The organism is Polaromonas sp. P1_F6 (assembly GCF_056405695.1).
Map to the genome: position 1 here is coordinate 1 of NZ_JBFUBQ010000015.1, position 19,307 is coordinate 19,307.

General features: G+C 61.4%; 21 protein-coding genes and 1 pseudogene. 8 read left to right on the forward strand and 14 right to left on the reverse strand.

The window, feature by feature from the left end:
- The 3 genes and pseudogenes from AC1DY9_RS22975 to AC1DY9_RS22985 form a co-directional block, all read left to right on the forward strand.
- Positions 1–188, forward strand: a pseudogene (locus AC1DY9_RS22975) (porin); the annotation flags it as partial.
- Positions 189–299: 111 nt separating this feature from the next.
- Positions 300–1,430 (forward strand): ABC transporter substrate-binding protein, encoded by a 1,131-nt coding sequence (locus AC1DY9_RS22980; protein WP_457306370.1) that lies wholly within the window; start codon positions 300–302, stop codon positions 1,428–1,430.
- Between the two features lie 41 nt (positions 1,431–1,471).
- Positions 1,472–2,245, forward strand: a complete 774-nt coding sequence (locus tag AC1DY9_RS22985; protein ID WP_457282000.1) for an IclR family transcriptional regulator — start codon at positions 1,472–1,474, stop codon at positions 2,243–2,245.
- Between the two features lie 36 nt (positions 2,246–2,281).
- Here the strand turns inward: AC1DY9_RS22985 and AC1DY9_RS22990 are convergent, their stop codons facing one another.
- From AC1DY9_RS22990 to AC1DY9_RS23010, 5 genes are all read right to left on the reverse strand, one after another.
- Positions 2,282–4,153 carry a CocE/NonD family hydrolase gene (locus AC1DY9_RS22990; protein WP_477667749.1) on the reverse strand — a complete coding sequence of 624 codons (1,872 nt, stop codon included), beginning with the start codon at positions 4,151–4,153 and terminating at the stop codon, positions 2,282–2,284.
- Between the two features lie 92 nt (positions 4,154–4,245).
- Entirely contained in the window at positions 4,246–5,844 is a 1,599-nt protein-coding gene (locus AC1DY9_RS22995) for an ABC transporter substrate-binding protein (protein ID WP_477667750.1), read from the reverse strand.
- A gap of 258 nt (positions 5,845–6,102) precedes the next feature.
- Positions 6,103–7,101, reverse strand: a complete 999-nt coding sequence (locus tag AC1DY9_RS23000; RefSeq protein WP_477667751.1) for an aldo/keto reductase — start codon at positions 7,099–7,101, stop codon at positions 6,103–6,105.
- 60 nt (positions 7,102–7,161) lie between these two features.
- A complete protein-coding gene (locus tag AC1DY9_RS23005; RefSeq protein WP_477667752.1) occupies positions 7,162–7,560 on the reverse strand; it encodes a MerR family transcriptional regulator in 399 nt (132 codons plus the stop codon).
- A gap of 99 nt (positions 7,561–7,659) precedes the next feature.
- Positions 7,660–8,097, reverse strand: coding sequence for a universal stress protein (locus tag AC1DY9_RS23010; protein WP_457281995.1), 438 nt, complete (start codon positions 8,095–8,097; stop codon positions 7,660–7,662).
- 154 nt (positions 8,098–8,251) lie between these two features.
- Here AC1DY9_RS23010 and AC1DY9_RS23015 point away from each other — a divergent pair, with 154 nt between their 5' ends.
- Positions 8,252–8,503 (forward strand): hypothetical protein, encoded by a 252-nt coding sequence (locus tag AC1DY9_RS23015; RefSeq protein WP_431099316.1) that lies wholly within the window; start codon positions 8,252–8,254, stop codon positions 8,501–8,503.
- 21 nt (positions 8,504–8,524) lie between these two features.
- On the opposite strand, the gene AC1DY9_RS23020 is transcribed toward AC1DY9_RS23015, so the two are convergent.
- A complete protein-coding gene (locus AC1DY9_RS23020; RefSeq protein ID WP_457281994.1) occupies positions 8,525–8,944 on the reverse strand; it encodes a hypothetical protein in 420 nt (139 codons plus the stop codon).
- 148 nt (positions 8,945–9,092) lie between these two features.
- Here AC1DY9_RS23020 and AC1DY9_RS23025 point away from each other — a divergent pair, with 148 nt between their 5' ends.
- Positions 9,093–9,662: a DUF1439 domain-containing protein gene (locus AC1DY9_RS23025; RefSeq protein ID WP_457281993.1), complete on the forward strand. Its 570-nt coding sequence runs from the start codon at positions 9,093–9,095 to the stop codon at positions 9,660–9,662.
- A gap of 25 nt (positions 9,663–9,687) precedes the next feature.
- On the opposite strand, the gene AC1DY9_RS23030 is transcribed toward AC1DY9_RS23025, so the two are convergent.
- The gene (locus tag AC1DY9_RS23030; protein ID WP_477667753.1) at positions 9,688–10,572 is read right to left on the reverse strand and encodes an NmrA family NAD(P)-binding protein; all 885 of its coding nucleotides are present in this window, start codon (positions 10,570–10,572) and stop codon (positions 9,688–9,690) included.
- 211 nt (positions 10,573–10,783) lie between these two features.
- Positions 10,784–11,281 (reverse strand): hypothetical protein, encoded by a 498-nt coding sequence (locus AC1DY9_RS23035; protein ID WP_477667754.1) that lies wholly within the window; start codon positions 11,279–11,281, stop codon positions 10,784–10,786.
- A gap of 221 nt (positions 11,282–11,502) precedes the next feature.
- Between AC1DY9_RS23035 and AC1DY9_RS23040 the strand changes: the two genes are divergently transcribed.
- Positions 11,503–12,681, forward strand: a complete 1,179-nt coding sequence (locus AC1DY9_RS23040) for an NAD(P)/FAD-dependent oxidoreductase (RefSeq protein ID WP_477667755.1) — start codon at positions 11,503–11,505, stop codon at positions 12,679–12,681.
- Between the two features lie 95 nt (positions 12,682–12,776).
- On the opposite strand, the gene AC1DY9_RS23045 is transcribed toward AC1DY9_RS23040, so the two are convergent.
- Positions 12,777–13,793 carry an aldo/keto reductase gene (locus AC1DY9_RS23045; RefSeq protein WP_477667756.1) on the reverse strand — a complete coding sequence of 339 codons (1,017 nt, stop codon included), beginning with the start codon at positions 13,791–13,793 and terminating at the stop codon, positions 12,777–12,779.
- Positions 13,794–13,940: 147 nt separating this feature from the next.
- Here AC1DY9_RS23045 and AC1DY9_RS23050 point away from each other — a divergent pair, with 147 nt between their 5' ends.
- Complete coding sequence (locus tag AC1DY9_RS23050; RefSeq protein ID WP_477667757.1) at positions 13,941–14,870, forward strand: LysR family transcriptional regulator; 930 nt, start codon at positions 13,941–13,943, stop codon at positions 14,868–14,870.
- On the opposite strand, the gene AC1DY9_RS23055 is transcribed toward AC1DY9_RS23050, so the two are convergent.
- Both AC1DY9_RS23055 and AC1DY9_RS23060 read right to left on the reverse strand, forming a co-directional pair.
- Entirely contained in the window at positions 14,830–15,354 is a 525-nt protein-coding gene (locus AC1DY9_RS23055; protein ID WP_477667758.1) for a redoxin domain-containing protein, read from the reverse strand. The genes AC1DY9_RS23050 and AC1DY9_RS23055 overlap by 41 nt on opposite strands.
- Before the next feature lie 81 nt (positions 15,355–15,435).
- Positions 15,436–15,984 (reverse strand): carboxymuconolactone decarboxylase family protein, encoded by a 549-nt coding sequence (locus tag AC1DY9_RS23060; protein ID WP_457281986.1) that lies wholly within the window; start codon positions 15,982–15,984, stop codon positions 15,436–15,438.
- 177 nt (positions 15,985–16,161) lie between these two features.
- Between AC1DY9_RS23060 and AC1DY9_RS23065 the strand changes: the two genes are divergently transcribed.
- Entirely contained in the window at positions 16,162–17,025 is an 864-nt protein-coding gene (locus AC1DY9_RS23065) for an AraC family transcriptional regulator (RefSeq protein ID WP_457281985.1), read from the forward strand.
- A gap of 83 nt (positions 17,026–17,108) precedes the next feature.
- On the opposite strand, the gene AC1DY9_RS23070 is transcribed toward AC1DY9_RS23065, so the two are convergent.
- The 3 genes from AC1DY9_RS23070 to AC1DY9_RS23080 all read right to left on the reverse strand — a co-directional run bounded on the left by AC1DY9_RS23070 (position 17,109) and on the right by AC1DY9_RS23080 (position 19,245).
- A complete protein-coding gene (locus AC1DY9_RS23070; RefSeq protein WP_457281984.1) occupies positions 17,109–17,450 on the reverse strand; it encodes a DoxX family membrane protein in 342 nt (113 codons plus the stop codon).
- 76 nt (positions 17,451–17,526) lie between these two features.
- A complete protein-coding gene (locus tag AC1DY9_RS23075) occupies positions 17,527–18,426 on the reverse strand; it encodes an SDR family oxidoreductase (protein WP_457281983.1) in 900 nt (299 codons plus the stop codon).
- A 63-nt stretch (positions 18,427–18,489) separates the two neighbouring features.
- A complete protein-coding gene (locus tag AC1DY9_RS23080) occupies positions 18,490–19,245 on the reverse strand; it encodes a glucose 1-dehydrogenase (RefSeq protein ID WP_457281982.1) in 756 nt (251 codons plus the stop codon).
- Positions 19,246–19,307 lie beyond the last annotated feature (62 nt).

A 19,307-nucleotide genomic window follows, 5' to 3' on the forward strand; every position in this document is an offset into this window, starting at 1 on the left:
CCAACTACATCCGCAAGGATGTCCAGAGCGATCCGGCGGGCAAGCTCAAGCGCTTCCAGGCGGGCTACTCCTACAAGATGAGCAATCGCACTTCGCTGTACGGCTTCTATGACCGCTCGGACCCGAACAACCGCGTTGCCAATGACGTGATCCGCGTGTACGGGGTTGGCGTTCAGCACAACTTCTGAGCGCCAGGAGCTGGCGTAACTAGCTGATACGCAAAGCCCGCCTCCGGCGGGCTTTTGTCATGGATAACAGGAACGCCTTATACAGGCTCCATCATTTTGGAAAGCATGGGTATGTCACTTAAACATTGGATCAGTACAGGCATTCTGGGAACGGTTTGTGCCGTTGCCTCATCCGCTCCGCAAGACATCGTGATCGGCCAGATCGGCCAGCTTAAAGATCCGAATTCCGCGGCAAGCCAGGTCAAGGTGGGCGTGCAACTGTATTTCGACGTCGTCAACGAGCGGGGTGGCGTTAACGGGGCGAAACTGAAACTTGTCACCAAAGACCGGGGACCGGACGGGTCGGACTCAGTGGAAAAAACACGGGAAATCATCCAGGAAGAAAAGCCTGTTGCGCTGATCGGATTTTCTGGAACTGCCCCTGTTGAAGCGCTGGTTCAGGAAAAGGTGCTGGCTGTGGCCGGCATTCCTTTGGTCGGGCCACGAACGGGGGCCGTCTCGCTTCATCAACCGGTGAACCCCTGGATTTTTCACACGCGCGCCAACTATGCCCAGGAGGTGCAGAAAATCGTGTCCCATATGAACATCATCGGGCACAAGCGCATCGCCGTTCTCTACGAGAAGAGCCCGTTTGGCATTGAAGGTTACGACCGGGCTCTACACGCGATCAAGGGGAAAAACCTTCAGCTCTCGGGCAGTGCGAGCTACGAATACGGCACGACCAATGTCAGTGAAGCGGTCGCAACGATTCTCAAGGCCAAACCCGACGCGGTTATTTCAGTGGCGACGAGTGCAGCGACCGCCGAGTTCTACAAGAATTTTCGCCAGGGTGGAAGTTCGGCGTTTGTCGTCGCGCTTTCGGTCACCGATGGTGCCGCTGTCGTGAAAAGAATCGGCAAACAGGCCGCCTACGGGCTGGGCATAGCGCTGGTGGTGCCTGATCCGTCGAGCAAAACCTCCACACTCATCAGGGAAATGCAGGAGGACCACAAGAAATTTGGCGTCCCTGGGTCTGATTTAAATCTGGCGGTGACCGAAGGCTATATTGCGGCCAGGGTACTGGCCGAAGGCCTGAAACGCGCCGGACCGAATCCCACTTCCGCAAAGCTGAAACGATCCCTGGAGTCGTTGAGGGATCTAAATCTCGGCGGATTCTCCGTCAACTTTTCCCCGACAAATCACTCAGGCTCGACTTATGTCGACGTCGTCGTACTAGGCCCTGACGGTAGAATGCTTCGCTAACTCAAACATACCCGTTGAAGCAAGCCAGCGGCAAGAAGGCAATGGACTATAACGTAGCGTCGGTAGATGAAGCACTCGGCTTATTGATGCTTGTAGCCCAGAATCCCGGCCTGGGTGTGACCGAGCTTTCCAAAAGATCGGGAATTACCAAAGCCAGGGCGTTCCGCCTTTTGAGCACGCTGGAGCGGCGCGGTTTCGTGCAGCGATCGGGTGATGCTGCGACCTACCATCTCGGCTACAACGCATTGCTTGTGGGGTTGGCTGCCGACGAACAGGTCAGCCTGGTCAGGCAGGCCAGCAAATATCTTCAGCAGCTGGCCAGCAAATTCAACGAGATTGTCCAGATCCGCGTCCGTGACGGCTTTGAATCCGTCTCTGTGGCCCGGTGGGACTCTACGCACGATGTGCGCATCCATGGGTCCGTCGGCATGAGGCGGCCTCTTCACGGTGGCGCGTCGGGCAAAGTCCTGCTGGCCTATGCCCCCGCAGAGTTTTTGAACGACTTTTTCGCCCAGGACTTTCAGAAGTTCACCCCCAACACCATCGTTCAACGCGCTAAATGGAACGAGGAGCTGATCAAGATCCGCAAGCAGGGTTACGCCACTTCCCTGGGCGAAATCACGAATGAGGTGCTTTCCGTGGCGGCACCGGTGCGCGACGGAACATCAAAAGTCATCGCCGCAATGGCCATCTCCATTCCTTCAAGCCGCATCACGGCCAAAGGACTGGAAAAGCTGGCCAAGCCGCTGTGCGCGGCGGCCTACGACCTTTCGGTTGAGCTCGGTTATCGCCGCTCCGACGCCTCTGCCGATTAGCTGCAGCGCACCTGGTGGGGCGCGCTGCAGCCACCATTATTGAGAACGCGTCGGGATCACGGGAAGCACCACATGCGATGGATGCTGGCTGTTCATGTACACCTTGTTGAGCGCCGTTCTGCTCGTCGTCGCCTGCGCCTCGGGATCCCCGGTGTTCGGGTTGACGTCAAAGTGCGGAAAGTTGCTGCTCGAAATGTCCACCCGGATGCGATGCCCTGCCTTGAAAAGGTTGCTTGTCGGAAACGCCTCGATGCGGATGGGGTACACCGTTCCTGGCGTCATCAGCTCCGGGCGCTCCCATGAGTCCCTGTATCTCACCCGCAGAATCCCGTCGGTGAGGTTCATGGCGAAACCCTTTGGGTAGTCTTCGCTTTGCGGATACACATCGACCAGCTTGATGGTGAAGTCCGTGTCCGGGCAGTCAGAAGATATCCACAAGTTCGCCACCACCGGCCCTGTAATCTCAACATCCTCCACCAGCGGTTCGGTTGAAAAGGCAAGCACATCTTCACGGTCGGTCAGCGGGTAAAACGGTTCTGCGCAACCAAAGAAGCGCTCATCGGTCGTCTGGTCAAATGCACCGGCCAGTATTCCGGGCGGACGTGAAACCACGCTGCCGCCCAAGGTAGGAACCGGATTTTTGGGGTCGAACCGATACGCCAGCGCACCGTGATGCCTCTCGGGAAGAGAGGGGGACAGCGAACGATCAACGTGAAGATGGTAGGGCTTCCACTGCGTATCCGGAATCGGCCAGTCCTGCTCGGAGCGCCAGGTTCCGCCGTGGTCAAGACGCCCCTCGCTGTTTTTTCTGCCGGAGCCGCCGCCCATCACGAACAGCCTCACGTTGGCGTTGTCTTCAGCGGCCGGAAGGCCTTTCAGCCAGTGGTCAAACCATTTGAGCCTTGCCTCAAGAAAGCTTGTGGCAACGTGATGGCCAAAAGTGGATTTCTCGCCGAAATCCACATCGCCCGAATAGGTCAACCACCGGTTTCCGTGCACCCACGGACCAAAGACGAGCTTTACCGGAGCGCCGATTTTCTTGAGGCTGCCGTAATTTTCGGCTGCGGTGCGCGTATAGACGTCATACCAGGAAGACATATGGACTGTCGCCACATTCTTGAGGTGATGGTAGAACCCCTCCGCATAAATTCCGGGCTGCTTCCAGTACGCATCGAACGTACCACGCTCCCATTGATCGAAGAGAAACTCTTCGTACTCAGGCGCTTCGGACAGCGGGGAATTCCCGCGGCGCCACGGCATTCTTTTGAACCAGTCGTCGACGTCGATATTCTTCAAGGTGCTGGCGACGGCCGTATTTTCCGATCGCTGGGCAATGCTCGATGCGAAGAGAACAGCCCACGCGGCCTGCTTTAACTCATACGCGCCGCCCTGCCGGATGCCGCTCTGATAGCCATTTGAAAACCCCCCGGAGTCGACATACATGGCCAGCAGGCCAGGTGCGCCGGTAGACGCCAGGGCCATTTGCGTATGTGCCGCATAGGAAAGGCCCTTGGTTCCAATCCTGCCGTCGGACCAGGGTTGGCGCACAAGCCAATCACAGGTGTCGTGGCCATCGTTGGCCTCGCTCAGGTATTTCGTGAATGTGCCTTCGGACCCATATCTGCCGCGGCAATCCTGGTACACGACGATATAGCCCTGGGCGACAAAATACGTTGCCACCTCTTCACGCGACATGGGGCGCGTGCTCCCTGGTTCGCGTTCGGTGCGGCTTTCAAGGTGCTTCCCATAGGGAGTGCGTTCCATGATGACCGGGAGTGGTTTCGGATCTTCTCCCGCCTCTTGTCTCGGGCGATATATATCGGTCGAGAGCCTCACGCCGTCCCTCATCGGCACCATCACATTGCGTTCAATCACCACAGCAAGATTGCTGAACGTCGAGTCTTTCATTGATTACCCTGGTTTGGCTCGGATTGGAGCGCCACCGGTGCTGACACCAGCACCGGTGACCCCCTCACCTCACCCCTATTCGTTGATCTGTTTTACTTCGAAGCTGCGTCCTTGATGGCGCTGGCTACCGTGTAGCCATCACTTCGCGGGACCATGCTCAGGCCTTTGCGCAATCCCCATGCCACCTTTGCGTTATGCACTGGAACGATGGCAACGTCCTCCGCGGCAAGCCTGGCGGCCGTTCGCTGCAGCTCTTCACGTTCCTTGTCATTCAATGTCTTTGACGCAGAGCGGATCGCCGCGTCAAACTCCTTGTTGCTGTACCGCCCGTAGTTGTTGGCTCCGGTCCCCTGGGCCTTGTCAAACGTATGGACGACGGCGGTGTAAGGCTCCAGCGAATCACCGAGGATCGCACCGATGCCAAACATGGCCAGGCTGAATTCGGGCTCGCCGCCGGCTCCACCGCCTGTCGCCCGGGTAACGAAGTTGGCGTAGGGGAGTGTCCTTGCGTCGGTTTTTATCCCCGCCTGGGTCAACATCTGGGCAATTGCTTCGCAGACCCGTGCGTCGTTGAGGTAGCGGTCATTGGTGCAATGAAAAACCACCCTGAATCCGGAGGGATAACCAGCCTCGGCCAGCAAGGCTTTGGCGCGCGCCGTATCTCCGGATTGAAGCTTCAGTGCGGGCTCGTGGCCGGAAAAGCCGGCTGGAACGATCTGCGTCGCTGGTTCCGCGTCGCCTTTCATGACAAACTTGTTAATGGCGTCCCTGTTGATGGCCACTGTGATGGCCTGGCGGACTCTTTTGTCCTGGAACGGGTTCTTGGTCAGCGGTTTCCCATCATGACTGGTGACATAAGGCGAAACTGCCCGGAATTGGTCCATGGACAGGTAATTGAGTAGATAGGAGGTCGTAGAGACCACCGACACCTTGTCGCTTTTCTTCAAGGTCTCACTCAAGCCACCGGCAGCGCCATCAATGACATCGACGCTGCCGCCCAGCATTGCCGCCGCTCTCGCCGGTTCTTTCGGTATGAATTGATAAATCACTTTCGACCAGGCCGGTTTTGAGCCCCAGTACGTGTCGTTGCGCGTCATGGTCACTTGCTGGCTCGGGATGAGGCCCGCATACTTGAAAGGACCGGTCCCCACCGCTGCCTTCCCGCTCTCAAAGTCCGACTCCTTGATCTCCGCACCGCTTCCTTTCGGAATAATGGCGACGATACCCACGCTTTCAGGCAGGGTCGGGGCGGCTTCTTTCGTCTTGATGGTGAGCGTCAGCGGGTCCTGCACCCGGATACTGTCGATCGCCCTCAAATAGGTCTTGTACGTTCGCGGGCCGGTCAGCGCCTTGGCCCTGTCGAGCGAGAACTTCACGTCATTGGCCGTCATCGGCTCACCATTGTGAAATTTGACGCCGGGTCGCAACTTGAATTCCCATTGCTTCTCGTCGATCGCTTTCCAGGACAAAGCCAGCAGAGGAACGGGATGCAGTTTTTCATCCTGGCCAACCAGCGAGTCGTAGACGTTCATCCAGACGCTGCGATTTGCGGCGCCCAGAACGTGGGGATCGGCAGAAGTGACTTCAGCCTTGAACCCGATCCGTAGATCGGCAGCTGACGTCATACCCGAAAGCGTCACAGCCACAGCAGCCGCCAGCAACCGGCGGGGACAAATTAGTGCGATTCCCATTCTGAAGCTCCATGAAGTTAGGCCAGGCCTTTACAGCAAGGCAAATACAAATGTATCGTTGAATGATACATCGTATTGTTGTACGATACAACAACTCCGGGATTTTCGCTGCACCGGCCTTACAGAATCATCAGGCGGCGAGGGACTTTTGACCAGAGGGAACACAGAACCGGGACGCTTCACTGAATAGAACTCTACGGCCCGGGTTCAGCGCAGGCGGAGTCCGTTGGCTTGCCTCCGTAAGGATGTCAGCCTGTGTCACGCATTGACCGTACCCAGAAACGACGCGGGGTAACGCAATCCGGCGGCTGCGTCGGGCGGGAAGGCCTTGTCGAGCTGGACCAGCTCGGCCGGGCTCAGCGTGACGTCGAGTGCGGCGATGTTCTGGTCGAGGTAGCTGCGGCGCTTGGTGCCGGGAATCGGGATGATGTCGTCGCCCTGCGCCAGTACCCAGGCAAGCGCCACTTGCGAGGTGGTGACGCCCTTGGCCGCGGCCAGGTCCTTGACGGCATCCACCAGGGCCAGGTTGCGCTGGAAATTCTCTTCGGCAAAACGCGGCGAAAACTTGCGACGATAGTCGTCGGCGGGCAGGTCTTCAGGTTTGCTGAAGGCGCCGGTCAGGAAACCGCGGCCCAGCGGCGAATAGGGGACAAAGGCCACGCCATGCTCACGGCAGGCGGCCAGGGCGCCGGTGACTTCGGGGTCGCGCGTCCACAGCGAATATTCACTCTGAAGCGCGGCGATGGGATGCACCTTGCAGGCACGCGCCAGCGTGGCGGCCGAGGCTTCGGACAAACCCAGATAGCGCACCTTACCGGCTTTCACCAGCTCGGCCATGGCGCCGACGGTGTCTTCAATGGGCACGGTCTTGTCGACGCGGTGCTGGTAGTAAAGATCGATCTGCTCTACGCCCAGACGCTGCAGGCTGGCGTCGCAGCTGGCCTTGACGTATTCAGGCCGGCCGTTGACGCCGCGCGCCGCTTCATTGGCCGGGTCACGCGTGATGCCGAACTTGGTCGCGATGAACACGTCCTTGCGGCGGCCGGCGATGGCCTTGCCGATCAGCAGTTCATTGGTGTGCGGGCCATAGATGTCGGCGGTGTCGAGGAAATTCAGGCCCTGGTCCAGCGCATGGTGAAGGGTGGCGATGGACTCGGCGTCGTTGCGGTTGCTGTAGAAGTCGCTCATCCCCATGCAGCCGAGGCCGATGGCGGAGACGGGAGGGCCGTTGCGGCCGAGGGTGCGGGTTTTGATCATGGTGTTTTCGTCCTTTGAGATGGAAGGTGAAGTGGATGGTGAAAACGGCTCCAGAAGGGCTCACGCGCGCTTGGGTTCGGTGCGCATGTCCTCATAGAGACGGATTTTTTTGCGGATGTAGGCCAGGGTTTCGCGCTGGGTGCGTATCTCGGCTTCCAGGCGCTCGGCATGGTCTTCGAGCAGGGTCTGGCGCTCGGCCAGGCTGGCGGCGGAGGAGTTGCCTTTGCGCAGCAGCTGGGCATAACGCTGCATGTCACGCATGGACATGCCGGTGGCGCGCAGGCGCACCAGGAAGTCGAGCCAGCGCATGTCGGCGTCGCTGTAGCGCCGCGCGCCGCTGCGCCGGCCTATGGGGGCGATGAGGCCGATCTGCTCGTAGTAGCGCAGGGTGTAGGCACTGAGGCCTGAGGCTTCCGCGGCTTCGGCGATGCTTAAAGAGACGGTGGGAGCGGTAGTCATGTGGGGACTGTAAAACTTCGAGCGCACTCTAAGTCAAGCCCTCTTTGGAAACCCTTTTGTTGACCGGCCGATTGGGGCGGCCCGGACCCGCGCCTTGCCTCAGCGGGGAATCACCACCAACACACTACAGGGCGCGTGTGCGATCAGCGATTTGGATACCGAGCCGCGCCACCAACGCGCGGCCCAGCCTTCGAGGTGCTTGTGACCGACCACAATCAGGTCGGCGTCTGTTTGTTTGGCGTACCTCGCGATTTCATCGACGGTTTCGCCGTACAACACCTCGCCGCCGGCCTCATGGCCTGACTCCAGCAACTGGCGCAAGCCGTCGTTGAGGATGCCCTGGTATCTTTCCCTGTCCTGGTCGGCGACGCTTTGTTCATAGATCACGCCTTCAGCGGCGACCACCTGCCGCTGCAGGGGGGTGACGGCAATCAGCGTCAATGCCGCCCCGCTCCACTGCGCGATCTCGCGGCAGTCCAGCAGCGCTTTTTGGCCCGATTGGGAACCGTCGTAAGCCAGCAAAATTCGCTTGTACATGATGTATCTCCCGAATGAAGTGACTGGGCAATTCAAGAATAGGCCTGCTGCCTGTGCCGGTCAAATGATCGCCCCAGCGCCAACAGGGTCGCCTCATTTTGCGCAGCCCCGCACCGGCGACAATCGGGGTCAACAACCGATTCCAAAGCAGCCCATGACCCAAGACCCCAACCGCGCCAGTGAACTCAAGAAAATGGAGTTGTGCGACTCCTGCGCCGGCATACAGCGCAACTGGCGCAAGGCGCCGGGCCACCCGGAACTGGTGCAGGGCGACCCCCGCCATGAAACCCGCCGCCATGGGCTGATCACCATCACCCGCTACAAGTGCGACCGCTGCGGCACGGCCTGGGAATATGAGAACGACAAGACCAACCAGAAGGCCGGCTGGTCGGTGGTGGGCCGCTAAGGCGACTCAACCACAGGCGGCTTACCGCTCTGCGTTGGCGCGCTTGATGAGCGCATCGCACTCGGCGCGGAGCTTCTGCAGCTTGGCCTTCTCAGCATGAAAAACCTTGTCATCGAGCGTGCGGACCGCCTTCATGCCGGAAAGGCCGGCCAGGTAAGACGCTTTTTCAAGCCCGTTTTTGCAAGGCCGGAATTGATCAAACGGATCAGGCCCTTCCTTGGCCGCAGGCCACTGCTTGCGCTGCCCGTCCAGCGCGGCCTGGGTCAGGCGCAGCCGCTGGGCGTATTTCATGGCCTCCGGCTCCATGGCCCCGATGGCGTATTCATTGAGGACACGCTGCGACCTGATCGCCAGGGCCAGCGCATCCTGCTCGCCCTTGGTGGGTTGCGCCGTCGCCAGCGTGGCGGCCGGAAACAGCAGGAAAGTCAAAAGCATTCGCATCAGGCCGACCATACAGGAATATCAAACCGCGCCCCGCTGTTGCCGGCAGCTTAACCTTCATCGGTTGAACGCTGACCCTGATGCGGGCTTTTGAATGACATGTGCGGCGGAATGCCAGGCGCATTATTCCTGGGTGAAAGGACAATGAATGAAACGAAGACTGCTTCTTGCCACCACCGCACGGCTGTGCCTGGGTGGCGCTGTGTATTTCACCCTGACGGGCGCACAGGCCCAGCCCAGCTACACCGTCAGCATGGCCCAGCTACAGGACGCAGTGGGCAAGCGCTTTCCGGTACGCAAACGCGCCAACGGCCTGCTGGACATGACCGTGCAGGCGCCGCAGCTGCGCCTGCTGACCGAACAAAACCGGCTGGGCGCCACCATGGCGGTGGAAGCCGCCGGCCCTGCGCTGCAGCGCGCCTACCCCGGCACCTTTGACCTGGACTTTGCGCTGCGCTACGAAGCCAGCGACATGACCATACGCGCGCACCAGCTGCGCGTGAACACCTTGCAGTTTGAGGGCCTGCCCCCGCAGGCATCGATGCTGGTGTCAGGCTACGGCCCGCAACTGGCGGAACAGGCACTGCAGGGCGCCGTGCTGCATTCACTCAACCCGCAGGACCTGGCATTGCCCAACAGCATGGGCGTGCAGCCGAGCAGCATCACCGTGACGGCGCGAGGGCTCGTGATTGAGTTTGTGAACAAGCCGCTGAGCTGAGCCAGCAGACCGCCGCGGTAACGCGCTAGCCGCGTTGCTCGCCCACCAGCGCCTGCACATAAGCGCGCAGCGAGGTGCGACCGCGGACAGGTGCATCGGGCACGGTGTAATGCCGGTCCAGCGTGATTCCTGTCATTGCCGCATACGACCTGGCCGCGGCACTTGAAAAGCCCATGGCCCTGAAGGCCTCATCCCATTTCTCGCGCGGCGCAACACGCACCGAGACGGGTTTTTGCAGCGCCTCTTCAAAGGCCGAGGCAACATCGCCTGCGCTGTACTGCTCTGGCCCTTCAACATGAAAGAGGCCGGTTTTGCCGGCGGGCTCGGTCATCAGGCGCGCGGCGAACTCACCCAGATCTTGCGGCGCCACCATGGGCAGCTTGAAGTCCGCCGGGTACATGGAGTCGATCACACCTTCATCCTGCGCGGTCTTCAGCGCCGCGTCCCAGTTGCTCATGTAGTAGGCCGCGCGTATCACGCTGAACGGCACGGCTTGTGCCTCCAGGGCTTTTTCCATGTCGTAAAGAATGCCGAGATCGCCTGCGCGCTGGACGGGCTGCGCGCCATAGGTGGACTCGGCCACGATCTTCTCGAAGCGTGTACCTTGCAGTGCCTCAATGATGGACATCACCGTGCTGCGCTCTTCGGCATCGGTGTCGGTGGAGGGAGCCGCCGGCGGATTAAGCAGAAAAAGCCGCGTGCCCTGCTGGAAGACCTTGCGCAGCGACGGTACATCGTGGGCGTCGGCAACAGCGACCTTCGCCCGTTGGGGTACGTCGTGTTTGGTCTTGCCCACCCGGCCGGATTTTTTGGGGTCGTGGGTGACGATGGTGACGGGCTCGCCCGCGCCGATAAGGCGTTTGACCAGCGCCGAGCCGACGTGTCCTGTTCCGCCAAGAATGATGTGCATGGGAATCTCCTGGTGTCAAAAGTTCCATGCTCGAGGCAGGCGAGGCTCCTCAGTGACAGCCACTGGAGCCCTGGAAAGTCGGAATGCGCTGACAAGGGACAAGGAAGGGCTGCGACGCGTGCGGTTACAAGGAGACAGGCAAAAAAAGACAGGCCTCAGCCTGTCTTTTTGGATCAGCGGGTATCAGCGGGCATATGACCCGCGTTGCCGCTTACTTGGTGCCGGCTGCCTTGACGTCGGTCTTGGCTTCTGCCTTGACTGCGCTGGTGTCGACCGCAGCGTTGGCCTTGTCGGCGGCGGCTTTGGCCTTCACGGTATCAACCTTGGCATTGGCATCGATGGCAACGCCGGCTGCTTTGGCATCTGCCTTGGTGGTGGCCTTTTCAGCTTTCGTGGTGGCCTTGGCTTTGTCGTCAGCATCTGCCTTCTCAACCTTGGCTTCGGCCTTGACCTTGGCTTTAGCGGCCTTGGCATCTGCCTTGGCGGTTTTCGCCGCGGCTTTCTCTTCAGCCTTCACCACTTTGGCATCGGCCTTGGCGTCAACCTTGGCTTCGCTTTTCACGGCGGCTGCCACAGACTTGTCGGCCTTGGCTTCAGCCTTGCTGGCAACCGGAGCGGTTTGCGTGGACGATTCGACAGGTGCCGGTGTTTGTGCAGAAGCAATGCCGACAAACAGGGTAGCAATAAGAGTAGAGAGCAATTTGTTCATGAGAGAGTCCTTTGAATGGATGGATGGATGATTGAAATTATTGTTATCACGTAGCCCGTGTTCAACGGGATGGGGTGCGGCACTGTTGACCAGGCATACACACCGTTGCACAACACACCTGCGCCTTACATCGCTTGTCGCTGTATGACGACAATACCGCCCCGTTTCGCGCTGGCCTGTAGGATGTGGCGCTTCCACTGTGTAATGAATGAAGCACCAGCATGAACCCCGCAACATCCGCACAAAAGATCGTCATCGTCGGTGGCGGCGTGATCGGCAGCGCCATCGCCTATTTTTTGGCGATGCACCCGCGTTTTGACGGCAGCATCACTGTCGTCGAGCGTGACCCCACGTATGCGCAAGCCTCTTCAGCGCTGTCGGCCAGCTCGATTCGCCAGCAGTTTTCACAGCCGGTGAACATTGCGGTGTCGCAGTTCGGCATTGATTTTTTACGCAACATCAAACAGCACCTGGCCGTCGATGGTGATGTGCCTGATATTGGTTTGACCGAGCGCGGCTATTTGTACCTGGCCACTGAAGCCGGCGCGGCCACGCTGCAAGAGAATCATGCGACACAGCGCGCAGCCGGTGTGGATGTGATGCTGATGACACCTGCCGAGCTGCAGCAGCGCTTTGCGTGGCTGCAGGTGGACGACCTGGCGCTGGCGTCGCTCGGCCTTTCGGGCGAAGGCTGGTTTGACGGCTATGGTTTGCTGATGGCCTTCAAGCAAAAAGCGCGCAGCCTGGGTGTGCAGTATGTGAAGGCCGAGGCCACGGCCTTCGCGCACAGCAACGGCCGCGTGAGCGCCGTGATACTGCAGGGCGGCGCGCAGCTGCCGTGCGACTGGGCCGTGAATGCGGCAGGCGCATGGGCGCGGCCGCTGCTGGCCGGCACAGGCCTTGACCTGCCGGTGTATGGCCGCAAGCGCTGTGTGTATGCATTTGCCAGCCCCGCGAAGACGCCCGACTGCCCGCTGGTGATTGACCCGAGCGGTTTGTGGTTTCGGCCCGAAGGCGACATCTGGATTTGCGGTCTGCCGCCGGCGCAAGACCACAACGATGTGCCGCTCGATGTGGACTACGACCTTTTTGACGAAGCCTGGCTGACACTGGCCAACCGCGTGCCGGGCTTTGAGGCCGTGCGCATGCAGCGCGCCTGGGCCGGCTACTACGAATACAACACGCACGACCACAACGCGCTGCTGGGCCCGCATCCGGCCTTGCCGAATTTGCTGTTGGCCAATGGCTTCAGTGGGCACGGGCTGCAGCAGTCGCCGGCGGTGGGGCGGGGCCTGGCGGAGTGGATTGCCGAAGGCGGCTACACCAGCCTGGACTTGTCGCCGCTGGCGGCGCAGCGGCTGGTGGAAGGGCGTGCGTTGGTAGAAAAGAACGTGATTTAAGTTTCACGTCTCTCGTTTTCACGCCGGCGGTTGCTCCTGAATTGATAGCCGCTTGCGCTCTACCTGTATGGGTTGCAGGCTAATTTTGCATCAATTTACGCCTGCTTCTCGCTGTCCAGGTGGCCCATCTGGTAGGCGTCGTAGCGTGTGCCGGCCACCGCGTCGGCGGGCAGCGCGGCTTCAATGCGCTGCAGGTCTTCGGCGCCGAGCTGAAGTTTCAACGCGCCCAGCGCTTCATCAAGCTGGCCCGGCTTGCGGGAACCGACCAGCGCCACCATGTCGACACCCAGGGCCTTGCCGCGTGCGATGACCCAGGCAATCGCTATCTGTGATGCTGTGGCGCCCATGCCGGTGGCCAGCTGGTGCAGTACATCAACGAGCTGCTGGTTCTTCACCGCGTTGTCGCCGGTAAAGCGCGGCAGGTGGGCGCGGAAGTCACCAGGCCCCGTGGGTTTGGAGCCCGACAGCAAACCGCGTGACAGCACGCCGTAGGGCGTGACACCGATGCCCAGCTGCTTGAGCGCGGGAAAGATTTCCGCCTCGGGGCCGCGGCTGATCAGCGAATATTCAATCTGCAAATCGCTGATGGGGTGCACGGCGTGCGCCTTGCGGATGGTCTGCACGCCGACTTCGCTGAGGCCGATGTGGCGCACGTAACCGGCTTTCACCATGTCGGCCATCGCGCCTATGGTGTCTTCGATCGGCACGTTCGGGTCGAGCCGCGCGATGCGGTAGATGTCGATGTGGTCGGTGCCCAGGCGCTGCAACGTGTAGGCCAGGAAGTTCTTCACCGCTTCGGGCCGGCCGTCCATGCCGATCCAGCCGGCAGACGGGTCGCGCAGCGCGCCGAACTTGACGGAAATCAGCGCTTCATCGCGCCGGCCTTTCAGCGCCCGGCCGATCAGCATCTCGTTGTGGCCCATGCCGTAAAAGTCGCCGGTGTCGATGAGGTTGACGCCTGCGTCGAGCGCGGCATGGATGGTGGCGATGCTTTGCGCCTCGTCGTGGGCGCCGTACATGCCCGACATACCCATGGCGCCCAGGCCAATGGCCGAGACGGATTGCGGGCCGCGAAAGCCCAGGCGGGTGGGAGAAAGGATATTCGTGTTCATGGGGAGCCTTTTCGTAAAAAGTGGATCAGTGTTGGGATGGGCAGATAAGTGAGCAGGTGAATGAACTGTATTGGTTTGAATTAAAAGAATAAACTGCCATTCAATAAACTAACTGTTAGTGATTTAAAGAACAATAAGGGCGAAATCATGAGCGTTGATCGCTACAAGGCGATGGAAGTCTTCACACGCGTGGTGGACCTGGGCAGCTTTACCGCAGCAGCCACAGCGCTGCACATGCCCAAAGCCAGAGTGACGACGGTGGTGCAGGAACTCGAAGCGCACCTGGGAGTGCGCCTGCTGAACCGCACCACGCGCACCTTGAGCCTGACAGACGACGGCGCGCTGTACCACCAGCGCGCGCAGGCCATGGTGCAGGACATGGGCGAGCTGGAAGGCACGCTGCGCCGCGCAGTGGCCACGCCGGCCGGGCGGCTGCGGGTGGATGTGCCGGCGGCGGTGGGCCGCCACGTGATCTCACCGGCGTTGCCGGAGTTTTTCAAACGCTACCCCGACATGGTGCTGGAACTGGGTAGTACCGACAGGCCGGTGGACCTGGTGGCTGAAGGCGTGGACTGCGTGATTCGCGGCGGTCTGGTGCACGACGAGACGCTGGTGGCGCGGCCGCTGGGCCGGCTGAAGGTGGTGACCTGCGCCGCGCCTTCTTACCTGGCGCAGTACGGCACACCGCAGACGCTGGAAGACCTGGAACAGCACCGCTTCGTGAACTTTCATTCTGCCAAGACCGGCCGGGTGTTTCCGTTCGAGTTTTCCAGGGACGGCGACGTGCGGCAGATTCACCGTCCGCACTGGGTCAGTTGCAACGACGCCGACAGCCACATGGGTGCGGTGCTGGCCGGGCTGGGTTTGTCACAGCCGCCACTCACGCGCCGCACCTGCGCGCTGCTGGCCAGTGGCGAACTGGTACGCGTACTGCCCGACTGGCAGCCCGAAGCGCTGCCGATGATGGTGCTGTACCCGCGCAACCGCCACCTGACGGCCAAGGTGCGCGCCTTTGCCGACTGGGTGGCCGAGGTGTTCAAGGCGGAGTTCGCCGCGGGGACGAAACTGTATTCGTGACTTCGCTAGCCGTCTCGGCAAGCAGTTGCCCTATGGCCGAACCGACGGCCAGATCGTTCAGGTGCCCGAAGTGGTTCAGCCGCAAATGGCCCTGCCTGTCGATCAGCACCAGGCTGGGTGTGCCGCGCAACTGATAAGCCGCCATGGTTTGCGGGATAGGGCCGTCAGTTGCAGGCAAGTCCGCGCCGATGGGAAAACGCAGACGCTGCTCATGCACAAATACCTGCAGCGCCTCATGGTTCATCACGCGGTGATGCTCGAACACGGTGTGGACGCCGATGACGGCAACCGACGCTTCGGGAAATGCCTGGCGTATCGCTACGGCCTGCGGCAGGCCGTGGCTCACGCAGGCCGGGCACAACATCTGGAAGGCGTGCATGACGATGACCTTGCCGCGCAGGGATTCGAGGGTAATGGGCGACGGTGTGTTGAGCCAGTGCGCGATGTGCCATGCGGGTGCGGGAGAATAATTTTTGGTTTGCATGAAGGCTTTCAAAAATACTTTCAGCGCGGCCTGCATGCCGCAGGCCGCGCACGTCGGGTCAAAGACCCGGGTGGTGAAGCGTCAGGCAGCGGCTCGGCTCAGCTTGACGGGCGCGAAATCAACCGGCACCGCAAACGCCACATTGACGTAGTTGGTGAAAAGGTTGAGCGCCACATGCGCGAGGATTTCCACGATCTGCTCATCGCTGAAGGCGGCCTGGCGAACGGCCTGCACATCGGCCCCGGACACGTTGCCGCGTTCATTCACCAGCTTGAGTGCAAACGCGAGCACCGCAGCGGTGGCCGGGTCGGCGGATTCACCGCGCTGCGCGGCGGCCATGCCTTCAGCGCTGACACCGGCCTTGCGGCCCAGCGCCGTGTGCGCCGCCAGGCAGTATTCGCAGGCGTTGCGGTCGGCTACTGCCACGGCGATCTGCTCGCCCAGTTGGGCGTTGATGACACCGCCCCCCAGCGCGCCGAACGAGCCCCACATGCTTTTGAGCGCGGCGGGTGAATTGGCGACGGCCTTGAACATATTGGGCGTGGCACCGAAGGCTTGGGTGACCTGATCGAGCAGGGCTTTGCGATCGGCGGAGGTGGCGTTACGGTCGATCAATGGAATGCGTGACATGTGAAGTCCTTGGAGGTTGAAGAGTCGCGGTTAAAGGATGACGTTTCGCGCGGCGGGGCGTGTGGGTGCGCTCGCTGCACAGGAAGAAGTTTCACGCGACAATCAGGACTTATTGGATGAATTCGTCTATCAAATCATCCTTATCATCCAAAGCAAGCCTCAAACCAGTCCCACACCATGACCACGCCCCCCGAAGGAATTGACCGGCTTTCCGCCCTGATGGAACGCTTTCGCGTGCGGGCCCACATGTTTCACAACGGGCCGCTGTGCGGCGTGACGCGCTTCACGCCAGAGGCCGGGCTGGGCTTTTTGCACGTGATGCGTCGCGGGACCATGGTGGTGACGCACCGCGCGGCAACGGGTGCGCCCAGGCGGGTGAAGGTGAGCGAGCCCAGCCTGGTGTTTTACCCGCGTCCGCTCGCGCACGACTTTCACAATGCGCCGGTGGAGGGCGCTGATTTCACCTGCGCAACGCTGGCATTCGACGGCGGCGCCAGCCACCCGCTGGCGCGTGCGCTGCCGGCCCTGGTGGTATTGCCGCTGGCGCGCGTACCGGGGCTGGAGCACACGCTGGCCCTGCTGTTTGCCGAGACCGCGCAGGTGCGCTGCGGCCAGCGGCTGCTGGCCGACCGATTATTTGAGGTGTTGCTGCTGCAACTGCTGCGCTGGCTGCTGGACCATCCGGAAGAAGGCAGCCCTCCCGAGGGCCTGCTGGCCGGGCTGGCCGAACCGCGCCTGGCGCGCGCGCTGGTGGCGGTGCATGAAAACCCGGGCCATGCATGGAGCCTTGAAGGCCTGGCGCAATCGGCCGGCATGTCGCGCAGTGCATTTGCGCCGCTGTTCAAGCAAAAAGTGGGGCAAACGCCCGCGGACTACCTGGCGACGTGGCGGCTGGCCATTGCCCAGGCCGAGCTGCGCAACGGCCAATCACTCAAGGCCATTGCCGCGCAGCTGGGATATGCCAATGCGTCTGCGCTGTCGCGGCTTTTTGTGCAGAAGACCGGTGTCTCGCCGCGTGAATGGGCCAAGACGGCGGTGTAGCGCGAGGGTGGGTTCGGCATGCAGACGCTACCAAAAAGATAGCTATAAGCCAGTGCACTGATTGAGCTACAGGCCAATTTCACTTAAAACTCACGCGACACTGAAGCCAGCAGCACAAAGCCGCCCGCCAGCGCAATGTTCTTGAAGAAATGCAGCAGCTGGTTGCGCAGCGCTTGCGGTGTGGCGGCCCAGAAGCCGTGCGCGATGAACGCATCGACCACGAGAAAAGCCGCGGCGGCCAGCGCGAACCAGCGCACCTGCCAGCCGAATGCCAGCGCCAGGCCGGCGGCGACTTCGACTGCGCCTATGGCGGCGGCTGTGTAGTTGCGCAGCCGTACGGATTCGATGAAGTGCGAAGCGCCCGGGCCGATAAAGGCCAGGGCCATGAGGATGCGGGCGAGAGCGAGGACGACAGCGGGTTGCATGGTGAAGCTCCTGAAAATCAATGGTGAAGAGGCACCACACGGCCCGGGCTCAAGCCGGACCGTGTGATGAAGGCCATCAAGCCGTGCGGCGCACCGTGGGCTTGAGCATGTCGGCGATGCCGATGCGGTGGGCGAACGCTTCGCGCACGCGTTCGGCCACCACGGTGACTTCGCCCGCGCCGTCGTCGATGAAGTCGGTCACCGAGCGGAAGGGGCGTGTGCCGGCGGGCAGGCCCACGATGCGGGTGATGTCGTCAGCCACGGCCTGCGGATTGGCGTGATCGGGGCTCAAGGCCGACAGGCGCTCGCCGACTTTGTCCATCACGCCGTCGTAGCGGGCGTAGGCGGCTGTCGTCGCATCGTCAGCAGGCTTGCCAGCACTGGGGAAGTGCGCCGTGCCTTTGGTGAAGGCGCCGGGCACGACGATGGAAGTCTCGATGCCGAAGCGGGCGAGCTCGTACGACATGGTCACAGCCATCGAATCCATGGCGGCCTTCGCGGCGGCGTAGGGGCCGAGGAAGGGCGGGAAGCCGCCGCGCACCGTGCTGCTGCTGACCCACAGCACGAGGCCCGCTTCAGCCTTGCGCATCACCGGCAACACCGCGCGGTTCACGCGCTGGCTGCCCAGGAAGTTGGTGTCCAGTACCTTGATGATTTCTTCCGGCGTGTAGGCCTCGGCAGGGCCGACCACCAGGTGGCCGGCGTTGTGCACGATGACGTCGAGGCGGCCCTGCTCGGCCACGATGTGCGCCACGGCGGCGTCGACCGAGGGCTGCGACAGCACATCGAGTTCAACAGCGCGCAAATCAAAACCATTGGCAAAACTCCAGTCGCGCAGCTCGCGCACCTTGGATGCGTTGCGGCCCTGGATGTCGCGCATGCTGGCGTAGACGGTGTGGCCGGCCTGGGCCAGTGAGCGGACGGTGAGGTGGCCGATGCCGGTGGATGCACCGGTGACCAGGATGACGGATTTCATGATGTGTGTCTTTCTGGAAAGGGTTTGAAAAGAGTGCTTGATGGCTTGGAGAAGTACGTGCGCTTAGACGACGCCACCATTCGCACGCAACGTCTGGCCGTTGACCCAGGCCGCGTTGTCGCTCACGAGGAAAGCAACCGCACTGGCGATGTCCTCCGGCGTGCCCAGGCGTTCGAGCGGCGCCATCTTGGACATGCGCTCAATCGTCTCGGGCGTTTTGCCGTTGAGGAAAAGCGCAGTGGCCGTAGGGCCGGGAGCAATCGCGTTGATGCGGATGTTTTTGCCGCGCAGCTCTTTGGCCATGATGTTGGTGAAGGTTTCCACCGCGCTCTTGGTGGCGCCGTAGACCGCGTAGCCGGGCAGGGCCAGACCGATCACACTGGTCGAGAAGTTGACGATGCGCCCGCCGGGCTGCAGGCGCGCGGCGGCTTCGCGCAGGGTGTTGAATGTGCCCTTGACGTTGACGGCGAAGAGGCGGTCAAAGGTGTCGTCGTCGGTGTCGGCCAGCGCCGGCAGGCTGGGCGGCATGATGCCGGCGTTGTTGATGAGCACATCGACGCGGCCAAAGGCCTGGATGCTGTCATCGAACAGCTGCGTGACGGCGGCGGAACTGGCGACGTCGGCCTGCACGGCAACGGCCTGGCCGCCGCTGGCCATGATGGACTGCACAACGGCCTGGGCTTCTTCAGCCTGGCCGGCATAGTTGATGACGACGGCGTAGCCCTCTTGTGCCAAGCGCCGAGCGACGGCCGCGCCTATGCCGCGCGAGGCGCCGGTGACGATGGCCACCTGGGTGGCGTTGTTGCTGAAAGCGGTCATTTGAAACTCCTGATGGTTAAAAGTGGGTTGGTTCTGACCGCCCGGGGTGCTGCGTGTGTTGT

Excerpts from the sequence above, each read along its gene's own strand:
- AC1DY9_RS22980 (WP_457306370.1), top strand. The coding sequence starts at position 300 with ATGTCACTTAAACATTGGATCAGTACAGGCATTCTGGGAACGGTTTGT.
- AC1DY9_RS22985 (WP_457282000.1), top strand. The coding sequence starts at position 1,472 with ATGGACTATAACGTAGCGTCGGTAGATGAAGCACTCGGCTTATTGATG.
- AC1DY9_RS22990 (WP_477667749.1), bottom strand. The coding sequence starts at position 4,153 with ATGAAAGACTCGACGTTCAGCAATCTTGCTGTGGTGATTGAACGCAAT.
- AC1DY9_RS22995 (WP_477667750.1), bottom strand. The coding sequence starts at position 5,844 with ATGGGAATCGCACTAATTTGTCCCCGCCGGTTGCTGGCGGCTGCTGTG.
- AC1DY9_RS23000 (WP_477667751.1), bottom strand. The coding sequence starts at position 7,101 with ATGATCAAAACCCGCACCCTCGGCCGCAACGGCCCTCCCGTCTCCGCC.
- AC1DY9_RS23005 (WP_477667752.1), bottom strand. The coding sequence starts at position 7,560 with ATGACTACCGCTCCCACCGTCTCTTTAAGCATCGCCGAAGCCGCGGAA.
- AC1DY9_RS23010 (WP_457281995.1), bottom strand. The coding sequence starts at position 8,097 with ATGTACAAGCGAATTTTGCTGGCTTACGACGGTTCCCAATCGGGCCAA.
- AC1DY9_RS23015 (WP_431099316.1), top strand. The coding sequence starts at position 8,252 with ATGACCCAAGACCCCAACCGCGCCAGTGAACTCAAGAAAATGGAGTTG.
- AC1DY9_RS23020 (WP_457281994.1), bottom strand. The coding sequence starts at position 8,944 with ATGCGAATGCTTTTGACTTTCCTGCTGTTTCCGGCCGCCACGCTGGCG.
- AC1DY9_RS23025 (WP_457281993.1), top strand. The coding sequence starts at position 9,093 with ATGAAACGAAGACTGCTTCTTGCCACCACCGCACGGCTGTGCCTGGGT.
- AC1DY9_RS23030 (WP_477667753.1), bottom strand. The coding sequence starts at position 10,572 with ATGCACATCATTCTTGGCGGAACAGGACACGTCGGCTCGGCGCTGGTC.
- AC1DY9_RS23035 (WP_477667754.1), bottom strand. The coding sequence starts at position 11,281 with ATGAACAAATTGCTCTCTACTCTTATTGCTACCCTGTTTGTCGGCATT.
- AC1DY9_RS23040 (WP_477667755.1), top strand. The coding sequence starts at position 11,503 with ATGAACCCCGCAACATCCGCACAAAAGATCGTCATCGTCGGTGGCGGC.
- AC1DY9_RS23045 (WP_477667756.1), bottom strand. The coding sequence starts at position 13,793 with ATGAACACGAATATCCTTTCTCCCACCCGCCTGGGCTTTCGCGGCCCG.
- AC1DY9_RS23050 (WP_477667757.1), top strand. The coding sequence starts at position 13,941 with ATGAGCGTTGATCGCTACAAGGCGATGGAAGTCTTCACACGCGTGGTG.
- AC1DY9_RS23055 (WP_477667758.1), bottom strand. The coding sequence starts at position 15,354 with ATGCAAACCAAAAATTATTCTCCCGCACCCGCATGGCACATCGCGCAC.
- AC1DY9_RS23060 (WP_457281986.1), bottom strand. The coding sequence starts at position 15,984 with ATGTCACGCATTCCATTGATCGACCGTAACGCCACCTCCGCCGATCGC.
- AC1DY9_RS23065 (WP_457281985.1), top strand. The coding sequence starts at position 16,162 with ATGACCACGCCCCCCGAAGGAATTGACCGGCTTTCCGCCCTGATGGAA.
- AC1DY9_RS23070 (WP_457281984.1), bottom strand. The coding sequence starts at position 17,450 with ATGCAACCCGCTGTCGTCCTCGCTCTCGCCCGCATCCTCATGGCCCTG.
- AC1DY9_RS23075 (WP_457281983.1), bottom strand. The coding sequence starts at position 18,426 with ATGAAATCCGTCATCCTGGTCACCGGTGCATCCACCGGCATCGGCCAC.
- AC1DY9_RS23080 (WP_457281982.1), bottom strand. The coding sequence starts at position 19,245 with ATGACCGCTTTCAGCAACAACGCCACCCAGGTGGCCATCGTCACCGGC.